General features: G+C 60.8%; 13 protein-coding genes. 9 read left to right on the top strand and 4 right to left on the bottom strand.

What is annotated here, in order from left to right; translation table 11 throughout:
• Nucleotides 1-27 precede the first annotated feature (27 nt).
• The 3 genes from CRO06_RS09855 to rloA3 all read left to right on the top strand — a co-directional run bounded on the left by CRO06_RS09855 (nt 28) and on the right by rloA3 (nt 3,143).
• Nucleotides 28-636: a TetR/AcrR family transcriptional regulator gene (locus tag CRO06_RS09855; RefSeq protein ID WP_022997412.1), complete on the top strand. Its 609-nt coding sequence runs from the start codon at nt 28-30 to the stop codon at nt 634-636.
• Entirely contained in the window at nt 637-2,508 is a 1,872-nt protein-coding gene (locus tag CRO06_RS09850) for an MFS transporter (RefSeq protein WP_055100267.1), read from the top strand.
• 68 nt (nt 2,509-2,576) lie between these two features.
• A complete protein-coding gene (gene rloA3, locus CRO06_RS09845; protein WP_022997414.1) occupies nt 2,577-3,143 on the top strand; it encodes a retropepsin-like aspartic peptidase RloA3 in 567 nt (188 codons plus the stop codon).
• Nucleotides 3,144-3,186: 43 nt separating this feature from the next.
• Here rloA3 and CRO06_RS09840 read toward each other — a convergent pair whose 3' ends face one another.
• Nucleotides 3,187-3,858: a fumarylacetoacetate hydrolase family protein gene (locus CRO06_RS09840; protein ID WP_022997415.1), complete on the bottom strand. Its 672-nt coding sequence runs from the start codon at nt 3,856-3,858 to the stop codon at nt 3,187-3,189.
• Between the two features lie 37 nt (nt 3,859-3,895).
• Nucleotides 3,896-5,290: an FAD-binding oxidoreductase gene (locus CRO06_RS09835; protein ID WP_022997416.1), complete on the bottom strand. Its 1,395-nt coding sequence runs from the start codon at nt 5,288-5,290 to the stop codon at nt 3,896-3,898.
• A gap of 115 nt (nt 5,291-5,405) precedes the next feature.
• On the opposite strand from CRO06_RS09835, the gene serA reads away from it, so the two are divergent.
• The 6 genes from serA to CRO06_RS09805 are packed head-to-tail and all read left to right on the top strand — an operon-like array spanning nt 5,406 to nt 12,210.
• Nucleotides 5,406-6,635, top strand: a complete 1,230-nt coding sequence (gene serA / locus CRO06_RS09830) for a phosphoglycerate dehydrogenase (protein WP_022997417.1) — start codon at nt 5,406-5,408, stop codon at nt 6,633-6,635.
• 53 nt (nt 6,636-6,688) lie between these two features.
• Nucleotides 6,689-8,059, top strand: coding sequence for a COG3014 family protein (locus CRO06_RS09825; protein ID WP_097058345.1), 1,371 nt, complete (start codon nt 6,689-6,691; stop codon nt 8,057-8,059).
• Nucleotides 8,056-8,454 carry a YcfL family putative periplasmic lipoprotein gene (locus CRO06_RS09820; RefSeq protein ID WP_022997419.1) on the top strand — a complete coding sequence of 133 codons (399 nt, stop codon included), beginning with the start codon at nt 8,056-8,058 and terminating at the stop codon, nt 8,452-8,454. Before CRO06_RS09825 ends, CRO06_RS09820 begins: the two co-directional genes overlap by 4 nt.
• Nucleotides 8,455-8,493: 39 nt before the next feature.
• Nucleotides 8,494-9,084, top strand: coding sequence for a penicillin-binding protein activator LpoB (lpoB, locus tag CRO06_RS09815; protein ID WP_022997420.1), 591 nt, complete (start codon nt 8,494-8,496; stop codon nt 9,082-9,084).
• A gap of 30 nt (nt 9,085-9,114) precedes the next feature.
• Nucleotides 9,115-10,413 carry a CsgG/HfaB family protein gene (locus CRO06_RS09810; RefSeq protein WP_055100263.1) on the top strand — a complete coding sequence of 433 codons (1,299 nt, stop codon included), beginning with the start codon at nt 9,115-9,117 and terminating at the stop codon, nt 10,411-10,413.
• A 33-nt stretch (nt 10,414-10,446) separates the two neighbouring features.
• The gene (locus CRO06_RS09805; protein WP_022997422.1) at nt 10,447-12,210 is read left to right on the top strand and encodes a monovalent cation:proton antiporter-2 (CPA2) family protein; all 1,764 of its coding nucleotides are present in this window, start codon (nt 10,447-10,449) and stop codon (nt 12,208-12,210) included.
• Between the two features lie 20 nt (nt 12,211-12,230).
• Here the strand turns inward: CRO06_RS09805 and CRO06_RS09800 are convergent, their stop codons facing one another.
• Both CRO06_RS09800 and CRO06_RS09795 read right to left on the bottom strand, forming a co-directional pair.
• Entirely contained in the window at nt 12,231-13,037 is an 807-nt protein-coding gene (locus tag CRO06_RS09800; RefSeq protein ID WP_022997423.1) for a hypothetical protein, read from the bottom strand.
• Nucleotides 13,038-13,096: 59 nt separating this feature from the next.
• Nucleotides 13,097-13,456, bottom strand: a complete 360-nt coding sequence (locus tag CRO06_RS09795) for a VOC family protein (RefSeq protein WP_022997424.1) — start codon at nt 13,454-13,456, stop codon at nt 13,097-13,099.
• Between the last annotated feature and the right edge of the window lie 9 nt (nt 13,457-13,465).

Genomic DNA, 13,465 nt, shown 5'->3' with positions numbered 1-13,465 from the left:
GAACGGCGTTTAAGGGGAAGTGGTGAAATGGCGAGGCGTAATCAGCACAGCAAGGAAGAACTCAGGGCCATGGCCATCGAGGCGCTGGCGGATCTGGTGGAACGGGAAGGGGTGGATAATTTCAGTGTTCGCCAGATCGCCGGGAAGCTCGGCTATACCCCTGGCATGCTTTACCACCTGTTCGTCAATCTGGATGATCTGATTCTGCATCTGAATGCCCAGACTCTGGATGCGCTGAATGCCCGTATTGACCGGGCCGCCGGCCATGGTGATCCGATGGCGGTACTGAAAGCCATGGCGTTTGAATACTTGCGCCTGGCCCGGGAGCACACCGCCCTGTGGCAGTTGGTGTTCAGCCATCGCATGGCGAACCAGGCCCCGGTGCCGGACTGGTATGTCGATCGTACCCGGCACATGTTCGAGCAAGTGGAAGTTCAGTTGAAGGACTGGGTGCCGGCGGCGGATCAACGGCAAAGGCAGGTAATGGCAAGAACACTGTGGGGAAGCGTGCACGGAATTTGTTTGCTGCATGTGGAAAACAAACTGAATGTGGCCGGCGACGTGGCACCGGAAGCGATGCTGGAGTCGCTGCTCGACCACTATCTGTCGTCATGCGCCAGGGAAGGAGAAAAATAAATGGGAAAGAGCGTGTTTTCCTTATTGTTCAAACGCCGGTTCGGGCCTTTTTTCGGTACCCAGTTTCTTGGCGCTTTCAACGACAATGTCTTTCGTCAGGGGCTGATACTTCTGATCGCCTCCGGCGTGGTCGTGGGAGCGGAAGTCAATACTCTGAATAATGTGGCGCTGGCGTTGTTCATCGTCCCGTTCTTTCTGTTCTCCGCCCTGGCCGGTCAGATCGCCGACAAGTTTGATCGCGCCCGTCTGATCCGCTGGATCAAATTCGCGGAGATCGTGATCATGAGCTGCGCCGCGCTGGGGTTTTACTTCGACGCGGTTTACGGCCTGTTGGTGCTGCTGTTCTTCATGGGGTTGCAATCCACTTTTTTCGGGCCGATCAAGTACTCGATCATCCCTCAGCATCTGCCCAACGAAGAGCTGGTGAGAGGTAACGCACTGGTGGAAATGGGCACCTTTCTGGCGATTCTGCTGGGCTCGGTATCCGGTGTGATGCTGAAAATGGGCGGTAATACGCCGCTGGTGATCAGCACCGCGGTGATCGGTCTGGCGGTGCTGGGTTTTCTTTGCTCCCTGGGTATTCCCAAAGCGCCGGCGGCGGACCCGGGCCTGCGTCTGAACTGGAATTTGTGGAAGGAAACCTGGCACATTGTCGGTTACGCCCGGGAGGTGAAATCGGTATGGATGTCGGTGCTGGGTATTTCCTGGTTCTGGTTCCTTGGTGCCGCCTACACCACGCAGTTGAAGGTGTATGTGGATGACTACCTGATGGGGACCGAGGGGCTGTACGCGTTGTTGTTGGCCACCTTTTCCATCGGCATTGGCCTGGGCTCATTTTTCTGTGAGAAAGCATCCGGAAAGCGGGTGGAGCTGGGGCTGGTTCCGTTGGGCTCCATTGGTATCAGCGTGTTCGGCATTGATTTGTTTTTCTCTTATGCCTCATTGAATCTGAGCGGCCAGCTATCCATCGCGGAATTTTTGCAACAGCCCGGTGGCTATCGAATCATGGCTGATTTGCTTGGCGTCGGTATCTTTGGCGGTTTCTATATTGTGCCCTTGTTTGCCTTCGTGCAGCACCGTTCCAATCCGAAGCATCTGGCTCGTATTATCGCCGCCAATAACATTCTTAATGCCTTGCTCATGGTGGCGTCGGCCGCGGCGGGTATCCTTCTGGTCGGAGTTCTGGATCTGACCGTGCCGCAGTTTTTCCTGGCGCTGGCCTTGGCCAATGTGGTGGTGGCGCTCTACATTTATACCGTGGTGCCCGAGTTCCTTATCCGCCTTCTGGTATGGATGCTGACCAACACCATCTACCGGGTGAAACACAAGGGGCTGGAAAACATTCCCGAGGAAGGGCCTTGTTTGCTGGTATGCAATCACATCAGTTATACGGATGCGCTGTTGCTGGCCGGAGCGGTTCGCCGGCCGATCCGTTTCGTGATGGCGAAGCCGATCTACGACATGCCTTTGCTGAATTATATTTTCCGCACTGGCAAGACCATTCCCATTGCTTCCAAGGAAAAACATCCGGACATTTATGAGCAGGCCTTCCGCCGGGTACGTGAAGAACTGGCGGATGGTCAGGTAGTGTGCATTTTCCCGGAAGGCCGCTTGACACCGGATGGCGAAGTGGGTGAATTCAAGAGCGGAATGGAAAAAATCGTTAAGGAAACCCCGGTACCGGTGGTGCCCATGGCATTATCCGGTTTGTGGGGCAGTTTCTTCAGTCATAAAGGTGGCGCGGCCCTCACTCGCATGCCGCGGCGCTTCTGGTCAAGGGTCAAACTTGCCGTCGGCGAACCGGTGGCGCCGGAGGCCGTTGATGCCGAGGCCATGAGAAACGCGGTGGTGGCATTGCGCGAACGGCCATGAGGGAACGAAGTGATTCATCACGGGTCTATTTCCGGACAACGCCATAGAGATCCAAAAGGAGCCGATCAATGAGACGAATTTCCAGCGCTGCCCTGATCATGACGGTGGCTTTGGTTTTCACCGTCACGGCACAGGCGGACCAGGATGGGAAAAAGGTGTTTGGATGGGTGGAGAAAACCACCATTGAGTCCTGGGATGTGGAGATGAAAGCCAAACTGGACAGTGGCGCTTTGACGTCCTCCATGCAGGCCACCGATATCGAAAATTTCACCAAGGACGGTGAGGATTGGGTGCGGTTCACGGTGGATGTGGAAGACGCGGACAGCGGCAAGAAGGTGGAGCGCCGATACGAAAAGCCACTGTTCCGGGATCTCACCGTGCGTGGCGCCGGCGGCAAGGATGAGCGTCCGGTGGTACTGATGAAAATCTGTATGGGTGATACCGTGTACGAAGAGCAGTTCAGTCTTCGTGACCGTAGCGAGATGCTGTATCCGGTGCTTCTCGGACGCCGCACCATTCAGCATCTTGGCCTGCTGGACGTCACCAGCACTTTCCAGAATCCACCTACCTGCGACGATGGGTCCGAAGTGAAGCACAACAAGGATCAAAAGGACGACGAGGATATCGGCGACTAATGATCCGTCCGGCCGGCGCCTGGCGCCGGCCAGCCTTGGCGCGCTAAGCGATTTCCGAGAACACCTGAATGATATTGCCCAGCCGAGCGGTCAGCTTGTCGCCGGTATTCAGTGCCGCCACGCCGCTGGGGGTGCCGGTAAAAATGAGGTCACCAGGATCCAGCCGGAAGGTCTGGCTGATGTGGGCGATCAGCTCAAAGGTGGGAAACAGCATTTGTCCGGTGTGGCCGTGCTGACGGGTCTCGCCGTTGATTTCCAGTGATACTTCCAGATTCTGGCGCACGGAGATACCACGGGCATCGACGAAGCCGGACACCGGAGCGGCGCCGTCGAAGGCCTTGGCGCGTTCCCAAGGATGCCCTTTGGCCTTCAGCGTGTTTTGCAGGTCCCGCAAGGTCAGATCAAGACCCACGCCATAGGCGGCGATGGCGTAGCGGACCCGGTCGGGATCGGTCTCGCCACTGAGTGTCTCGCCGACCATGACCACCATTTCCACTTCATGATGGACTTCCCCCTGCCCTTTGGGCAGCACCACCGGTTCATGCAGGCTCACCAGGGCGGAGGCGGGTTTCATGAACAGCAAGGGTTGTTCCGGTACCTCGTTACCCAGTTCGCGGGCGTGTTCGGCGTAGTTACGGCCCACGCACACCACTTTGCCCACCGGCATATCCATGGTCGAGCCGTCGATCCAACGGTGAAGATAGTTTGGCGTCATCACGATAATCCTGAAAAAAGGGCTGACGATCGACCGGTTAGAGGTCGAACAGCTTGCCTGGGTTCATCACGTTGTTCGGATCGAAGACCTGTTTCACCGCCTTCATATAAGCGATTTCCTCGGGGCCGCGGGAGTAGCCCAGGTAGGGCTTCTTGGTCATGCCGACACCATGCTCCGCGGAAATGGAGCCGTTGTAGCGCTCCACGATTTCAAACACCCACTTGGAGACGTTGTTACATTTCTCGAAGAAATCTTCCTTCGGCAGCGCCTCCGGTTTCAGGATATTCAGGTGCATGTTGCCGTCGCCGATGTGGCCGAACCAGACGATCTCGAAATCCGGATAGGCGTCCTGGACCACCTTGTCCACCGCCTCGACGAACTCCGGCACCTTGTCGATGGTTACCGAGATGTCGTTCTTGTACGGGGTGTGCGGCGCGATGGATTCGGAAATCCGTTCGCGCAACTGCCACAGCTGATCCAGCTGCTGCAGCGACTGGCTCATCACGCCATCCAGCACCCAACCCTGTTCCACACAGCGCTCGAACACCGCCATTGCCTGGTCGGCGGTTTGTTCGGAGACCTGCTCGAATTCCAGCAGGCAATAAAACGGGCAATCGGTATCGAAGGGGCGGGAGACGCCGTGCGCCAGCACATGAGCCATGGCCTTGTCGGAGAAGAACTCGAAGGCGGTGAGGTCCAGTTCGGACTGGAAGGCGTGCAACACCTTCATCACTTCCTGGAAGCCGGGTACGCCCAGTACCAGGGCGGTCAGATTTTTGGGCTGGCGGGCCAGCTTCACGGTGGCTTCCACGACGAAGCCCAAGGTGCCTTCCGAGCCGATGAACAAGTGGCGGAAGTCATAACCGGTGGCGTTTTTGATCAGTCCTTTATTGAGCTCCAGCAGCTCGCCTTTGCCGGTGACCACCTTCAGGCCGGTGATCCAGTCCCGGGTCATGCCGTAGCGGATCACCTTGATACCGCCGGCATTGGTATTGATGTTGCCGCCGATCTGGCTGGAGCCGGCGGAGGCGAAATCCACCGGATAGAACAGGCCCTGCTGCTCGGCGTACTCCTGAAGCTGCTGGGTGATCACACCGGGCTGGACCGTGACGGAACGATCATAAGCGTTGAAGTCCAGCACCTTGTTCATCCGGTCAAAGGCCACCACCAGCTCGCCGGACGCCGCCACGGCGCCAGCGGAAAGGCCGGTACGGCCGCCGGAGGGCACCAGGTGCAGACCGTGCTCATTGGCGATTTCGACGATCTGCTGCACTTCGTCAATGGTTTCCGGCAGCAGTACGGCGCTGGGGGCCGGGGCCCAGACTTTGGTCCAGTCCACCCCGTAGCGCTGAGCGCTGTCCTGGTCGGTCAGGCAGCGGGCACCGAGCAGTTCGGTCAGGTGTTCCAGGGCGGCATGGGCTAAAGCGGTCATGGCGACTCCAACAGTCCTCAACTCAACTTGAAAAAGGCAACCGGTCCGGGTGGCTCTCATCCGGGGCGCGCTATGATACCATACGCGCCCATTTAGCCCGCTATAGAGACCACCCATGGCCCATACCTCTCTTGAGAAGGACAAGATCCGTATCCTCCTGCTCGAGGGCATCCACCAGAACGCGGTGGATAATCTGAAGGCGAACGGCTACCACAACGTGGAGCTACTGCCCAAGGCCCTGACCGGCAGCGATTTGACCGACGCTATCAAGGACGCCCATTTCGTGGGGATCCGCTCCCGCACCCAGCTCACCGAAGAAGTGTTCGCGGCGGCGGAGAAGCTGATCGGCGTGGGCTGTTTCTGTATCGGCACCAACCAGGTGGATCTCAAGGCGGCGCTGAAACGCGGCATTCCGGTGTTCAACGCGCCCTACTCCAATACCCGCTCGGTGGCGGAGCTGGTGATCGCCCACACCATCAACCTGATGCGGGGCATTCCGGAGAAGAACGCGGTGGCTCACCGTGGCGGCTGGCTGAAATCCGCCAAGGACAGCTATGAGATTCGCGGCAAGAAGCTGGGGATCGTCGGCTACGGCAACATCGGTGCCCAGGTGTCGGTGCTGGCCGAATCCATGGGTATGAAAGTGTACTTCTACGACGTGGTGCCGAAGCTGCCGCTGGGTAACGCCACCCAGGTGCAGAGCCTCCACGACCTGCTGGGCATGTGTGACGTGACCAGCCTGCACGTGCCGGACACCCCGGCTACCCGCTGGATGATCAAGGAAGAGCAGATCCGGGCGATGAAGCCGAAGAGCTATCTGATCAACTATGCTCGCGGCAAGGTAGTGGACATCGAAGCGCTGACCGCCGCCCTCAGGGACGGTCACCTGCTGGGGGCGGCGATCGACGTTTTCCCGGAGGAACCGAAGGGCAACGATGACGAATTCATCAGCCCGCTACGGGATTTCGATAACGTCATCCTCACGCCGCACATCGGCGGTTCCACCCATGAAGCCCAGGAAAACATTGGCACCGAGGTGTCCGAGAAACTGATCCGTTACTCGGATAACGGCTCCACCCTGAGCGCGGTGAACTTCCCGGAAGTGGCCCTGCCGGCCCACCCGGATATGCATCGCTTGCTGCATATTCACCAGAATATCCCGGGCATTCTCAGCCAGATCAATACCATTTTCTCCGAGAACGATATCAACATCTGTGGCCAGTACCTGCAGACCAACGAAGATATCGGTTACGTCGTGATCGACGTGAACAAGGGCTACAGCCAGTTGGCCCTGGAGAAGCTGCGGACCATCGAAGGCACCATCCGCACCCGGGTGCTGTTCTAAACCGATCGGGCCCGCCATGTCCGGTGGCGGGTCCTCTGGCTTTCAGGGCTGTCATGGAAGCAGGCCGTGGTTGGGAAAGCAAAACACTCTGCTTGATGCTGGTGTTGCCGTTCTGGCTCGCCGGCTGTGCCATGGGGTCCTTGTTCCAGCCTTATCCGAGCCAGGCCCAATCCTGGGTCCATCCCGCTCCTGGCCGCGACGCCTCCATCGTTCAACACCTCGAACGCGCCGGCAAGGGCCGGGACGGGGTGCTTTATTTGCAGGAACTTGGGCTATTGCAGCAGCGTCTGGGCAACGACGCCGCCAGCCGGACGGTGTTCGCCGATGTCATCAACCACTATGAGCACACCGATGCCCAGGCGCTGATCCGCGTGACCGGCCTGGCATCGCAGACCGGCGCTCTGCTGATCAACGACAACGCTCTGCCCTATCGGGCGCCGGATTACGAGCGTATTTTCACTTACAGCTATCAGGCGCTGAACTACTGGGCCGCCGGCGATGTCACCGGCACCGCGGTGGAATTGCGCCGGGCCGCGCAAGCGCAACGCATGGCCGAACAGCGCCGTGAGAAAGAGCTGGCCAAGGCCGATGAGGACGCCGCCAGCGTCCTGGATCTGTCCCAGTACCAAGGTTACTTCGAAGGTCTGGATCTCGCCGCCGGCGCGGTGAAAAGCAGCTTCCAGAACGCCTGGACCTTCTATCTCTCGGCGCTGTTCTGGGAAGCCCACGGAGAATACAACGACGCCTTGGTGGACTATAAGAAGGCGCTGGAGCTGCATCCCCGGGCGGATTGGCTCAAGGCCGACGTGCAGCGGGTTTCCCGGGCCCTGGACGGCTATCGCCAGCGCGGCATTGGCACCGTGGCGGTGCTCTACGAACAAGGCGAGGTACCGGCGCGGCAGGAAGTGAGCCTGCCCATTCCCACCCCGCATGGATTGTTTCTGGTGGCGTTTCCTTCTTACTCAGTGACGTCCTGGTCCGCAGCCCGGCCGCTGACGTTTCACGTTGGAGAGCAAAGCGCGCAAACCCGGGTACTGGCGGATGTCGGCGCCCTGGCGGCACGAAATCTGCGGGAGCAGGCGCCGGGAATGCTGATTCGTCAGGTGCTGCGCGCCACCGGCAAGTATAATCTGCAGAAGAAAGCCAACGACGACTTTGGCGGCGCCGGCGCCTTTCTCACACAGCTGTTCAACCTGATCAGCGAGCAGGCTGACCGGCGCAGCTGGCTGGGCTTGCCGGCCTACGTCCAGGCTGGCCGTATCAGCGTGCCCGTGGGGGAGCAGCAGGTTCTGTTGAGCAGCCCGGGGGGCGATGCTAGCGTGACCGTACCGGTGATGGAGCGCGGTTTAACCTTGATTCACGTGACCGAACGCGCCGGGCGTCTGGTCACCCGAGTGCTACCCGTTCAGGAGGGACCCTTATGACCCGTTTTCTTTGCCGCGTCGCGCCGATGTTGGCAGTGCTGCTGCTGACGGCATGTTCGGCCAGTAATATGTCGCGCCTGGAAGTGGCGGATGACGGCGAGCATTTGCAGCTGTACTCCAATAACAGCCTGCTGGCCAGCCGCTTGTCGGTGGAGGAAGTGCGGCGCAAGCGGGTCAATGACCTGCTGTACATGCAGGCCACGCTGGAAAACGGCTGGAAGTTTGAACTGGATTTCCAGTACAAGATCAAATGGTTCGACCAGCAAGGCTTTGAACTGGCGCCGCAATCCCAACCCTGGCGCCAGTTGGTGATGGCCGGCCGCAGTCAGGCCAATGTGCAGGCGGTGGCGCCCAACCCCAGTGCCGTGCGCTTTGAAATCTGGGTGCGTGAATAACGCCCCGACCCCAATGGATGTCCGCGAGGAGAAGCGAAGATGCGCGTAGTGATGGCGATAATGCTGGGAGTGGCGCTGCTGGCGAGCGGTTGTGCCTCGAAAGTGGAGTACGGCGACCCCCAGGCGCGGGAGACCGTGACTCCGGATTTCGGCTCCTCCGACCTGCAGATGATCGCCACCAAGATGGTGGATGACATGATGGTGTTCCCACCGGTGGTGGAACTCACCCGCAACCGTCGCCCGGTGCTGTTCGTGGACCGGGTCAAGAACAAGACCAGCGAGCACGTGGACACCGAATCCATTACGGACACCATTCAGTCCAGGCTGATCAACTCCGGCAAGTTCCGTTTCGTCGACATGACCGTGGTGGACCGCGTGCGTCAGCAACTGGAGTACCAACAGGACTCCGGCATGGTGGATCAGTCCACCGCCGCCCAGATGGGGCGGCAGATCGGCGCCGAGTTCATGCTCTACGGTAATCTGTCCTCCATCGTTAAACGGGATAACAGCACCAAGGACGTGTATTACAAATTCACGCTCAAACTGCTGAATATCCAGAGCGGCATCATCGAATGGTCCGGCGAGAAGGAAATCCGCAAGACCCGCAGCCGCAGCCTGTTTGGTTTATAACCGGCTGCCCCAATGGGCACGGAGGCAGTTATGGTGATCCGGTCTTATAGAATCCTCCTGGTGACGCTCGGTCTGTTATTGAGCAGCCTGGTCTGGAGTGCCACCGAAACCGTCAAGGTGACCGCCGAGGGCTATGGTGAAACACCGCAACATGCGGTCTCCGAAGCGCTGGTCGGCGCGGTGCGTCAGGCCGGTGGCGTGGCGCTGGCGGTGGACCCGTCGTTTCGGCGCAAGGTCGGCCAGTGGTTGATTCAGCGTCAGGGCGACGTCAGCACCTGGATCGGCAGCCAGACCTCGGTAGCGGATCCACAGTTGCCTACCCTGGGCAGCTTGCGGAGCTATCAAGTGCTGTCGGTAGATCGGGTCGACGACGCTTTGTGGAAAGCGAGCGTGGAAGCCCGGGTGCTGCGTTATCAGTCCTTGCGTCCGGGGCGTGGACACCTTCCCGCCATCGCGGTGATGCCTTTCGAAACCCGTGCCAATGAATATCAATTGGGTGAAGTGACCATCGGCGCCGCCGAGGTGCAAGGCCGGCTGCGGGACGATCTGGTCGATGCGTTCACGCAGGCGGGCCGGTTCCGGGTGCTTGATCGGGCCCATCAGGCGGTGTTGGAACAGGAAAGAGTAACGGTGTCCGGTGGCAGCGTGGAGCCGGCGGAATGGGCCCGTCTGGGCCGGGTGCAGGGCGCCGATGTGTTGCTGGTGGGGCGCATTGAGGATTTCAGCATCGGCGACCGTCAACGTCGCTTTTACGGTGCCGACTTCCAGGGGTTCGAGCCCCGTGTGCGGATCCGTTACCGGATGCTGGATACCGCCACCGGTGAAGTGCTGTGGAGTGACTTGTTCGACTGGCGGCAGGACGAGGCCACGGTGCGGGCCTGGGCGCGTCTACAGAACATCGAGGATCGCCGCCATCCCGAGCGTCTGGCCGACCGGCTTTACCCCAGCATCGCCCGTGCCTTGAGTGGCGCCGCCACGGACGTGCTGTATCCGGTGCGGGTCCTGAAAGTCAGCGGCGATATGCTCTACCTGAGCCAGGGCGCGGGACGGCTGGAAACCGATGCGATGGTGTCGGTGTACCGGCCAGGGGAGCAGATCAAGGACCCGGACACCGGTTTGCCGATTCAACTGGCCGGGGCGGAGCTGACCCGGGCGCGGGTAATCGAGACCCGTGAAGGGTACGCGCTGGCGCGAGTGACCCGGGCCGCCGCCGCGGTGCAGGCCGGTGACCGGGTGCGGGTGTTGGGGGTCGTGGCATCGGGGGAGCAAGGGCCAGCCGGGCAGCCGCCCTCCCCCGGCTCCTCGGAAGCGCCGATCCGCTGGGACTGACGAGCCGCGATAGCCAATTCCGAGGAGCCGCCGATGGAAGGTTTTTTCGTACAAGCGTTAGTGCTGTTGGGCGCAGCGGTGCTGCTGTTGCCGTTGTTTCAGCGCCTGGGACTGGGCAGTATCCTCGGTTATCTGGTGGCCGGCGTGATCGTGGGGCCGATGGGCCTGGCCGCTATCCAGGGCGCGGATCAGGTACTGCATTTCGCCGAACTGGGCGTGGTGTTGATGCTGTTCGTGGTAGGCCTCGAACTGGCACCACAACAGCTTTGGGCGCGGCGCCGCCAGCTGATGGGCATGGGGGTGAGCCAGGTGGTGTTCAGCGCCGCCCTGCTGACCGGCTTTTTCCTGTGGTGGGGTGAACCCACCAACGCGGCTATCGCCATTGGCGCCACCCTGGCGTTGTCCTCCACCGCCTTTGCCGTGCAAATGCTGGTGGAGACCCGGCAATTGGGCACTCCCCAGGGGCGGGGTGCTTTTTCCATTCTGTTATTTCAGGATCTGGCGGTGATCCCGCTGCTGCTGCTGCTGCCGGCCCTGGCCGGCGGTGCCGAGGGCGCGGATAAACCCAACCTGCTGATCGGGTTCCTGGCGTTGGCCGGCATGGTCCTGGCCGGGCGTTATCTGCTGAATCCCTGGCTTGGCTGGCTGGCCAAGCTGCATAACCGGGAATTGATGACCGCCACGGCTTTGCTGCTGGTTCTGAGCGCCGCCGCCTTGATGGAAATGCTGCACCTGTCCATGGGGCTGGGGGCTTTCGTGGCCGGTATGTTGCTGGCCAACTCGCCCTATCGGGAGCAGCTCGATACCGATATTCAGCCGTTCAAGGGACTGCTGCTGGGGCTGTTCTTCATGGCCATCGGCATGACCATGGACCTGCGCCTGCTGGTGCGGGCACCCTTGGACATCCTGGCCTGGGGTGTGGCGCTGCTGGCGCTGAAAACCCTGGTGTTGATGGTGATAGCCAAAGTCTCCGGCAACAGCTGGCGTGGCGCGCTGCTGTTCGGGTTGCTACTCAGTCAAGGCGGTGAATTCGCCTTCGTGCTGTTCACTCAGGCCGGTGCTCTGGGGTTATTGGGCAGCGACGACATCGGCCGTTTGAACCTGGTGGTGGCGCTGTCCATGGCCGCCACCCCCTTGCTTTTGAAACTGGTTACCCGGCTCTGGCCGGAACAGCGGCCCAGTGCCGCGCTGCCCGAGGAGCCGATGCCCGACAATCAGGAGCCACAGGTGGTGGTGGCCGGATTTGGCCGCTTTGGCCAGATCATTGGCCGTATTCTGCTGAGCCGGAACATTCCGTTCACCGCGCTGGATACCAATCCGGAGCACATCGATACTGTGCGGCGCTACGGCAACCAAGTGTATTTCGGCGACGTTACCCGGCTGGATCTGCTCCATCATGCCGGTATCGGGCACGCCCGGGTGGTGGTGCTGGCGGTGGATGGCGTGGAGGACTCACTGCGCGCCGCTCATTTGATTCTCGAGCATTTTCCCAAGGTAACGCTGATTGCCCGGGCGCGGGACCGCCATCATGCCTATTCCCTGCTGGCGCTGGGGGTGCAGCATGTGGTGCGGGAAACGCTGGAATCCAGTCTGCGCGCCAGCCAGGCGGTACTGACGCAGCTGGGTCTGCCGGAGACCACCGCCATCGATCTGGTGCGCACCTTCCGCGAAGTGGACGAGCGGCTGCTGCGCGAACAGGTGGCCCACCGCGATGAGTTGGAGAAACTGATCGAGCTGTCCGCTCGTGGACGTGAGGAGCTGCAGTCCTTGCTCAGCGCGGATCGGGAGCAGGAATAGACACGATTTCCAGCAGCGTGTCAGCTTGGAGACGGGGCGGCGGTGACGACGAAGACCGCGGTGCTCTGGTACCAGATTTTCAGTTCGCTATCGCACCAGGTCACGGTGGCCACATGAGGGCCAGGCGCCAGGGATTCCGGAGCGAAAGTGTAGCGGATGGTGTCGTCTTCTTTTTCCATCGCGGTCATCGGCGCCACGCTTAGACGCTGGTCCAGGCTGATGTGCACCCTTTCCACGCCATTATCGTCTCCCTCCTCGTTTGCCGGAAAGGCTATGGTTAGGGGGGTGTCGCTTTGGTAAAGACCGCCGGGTCCGGTGCCGCTGGGATTTTCCCAACGGTAGAGGGTGTCATCCGCCTGGGGCGGCAGCTCGATGGCCAGACGTCCTTGCTGGAAACGGGTGATCCAACTGAACGCCACATTATCCGTCATCCCCTCACGCCGGGTCTCGCCGGACACCGTGGTCACCCCGACCTGGGCTCCCGGCGCCACGGCCCGGGTGGTCCAGGTCAGGGCGGGGTCGGCGAGCAGGTCCGCGGCCAGTTCCGCCAGTTCCGAAGTCTGACGGGCGAAGGCCATGATGTCGGGGTAAAGCGCCCGGCTTTCCCGGCTGAGTAGATCCCAGCCGGCTTCGGATTCCCTCCGGGCCAGATGGTCCAGAAACAGCCGCACCGTGCTCTGATGTGTTTCCACGGGTACACCGGCCACCGCCGGTGGTCCCGGAGGGTGGGAGAAAGGCGGCGGCGGCGCGGGCCGGGAGGGGCCCTCATCGCAAGCGATCAGCAGCAAACACAAACCTATCGCCAGGGTAGGAAAAAAAGACTTCATGAACCAACCGTGCCATCGATTTCCGCTCAAGGATACTCCCCGCCGTGGCGGTGGCGCCATCATCCATGGCGCACGACATCCACCGGGATACCGTTGGGATCACGGACGACGAAGTGACGGTCGCCCCAGGGTTCGTCCCGCAGTGGCACCTCGATGTCGACCCCGGCGTCGCGGAATCGTTGGTACTGCGCATCCACATCGTCCACATCCACGGCGACCCAGGCGCCGCTGGTTACCGTTTGCCGGAACATGGGGGCTTGTGCCGCCTGATCGGGCTTCAGGAAGCCTAGCTCGCCGCCCCCCAGGGTCAACAAAACGAACCAGTCGCTGTCGAACAGAACCTCGCTGCCGAAGTGGCTCACGTAAAAGTCCCGTGCCGCCGTGGGATCCTTCACCACCAGACCTGACCATAGTTTCATCGTCGATCT

This window comes from Alloalcanivorax xenomutans (assembly GCF_900217905.1).
In the GTDB taxonomy this organism is placed as follows: Bacteria; Pseudomonadota; Gammaproteobacteria; order Pseudomonadales; family Alcanivoracaceae; genus Alloalcanivorax; species Alloalcanivorax xenomutans.
Note: the sequence above shows the minus strand (reverse complement) of the source record. Positions and strands in the feature narration are given on the sequence as shown.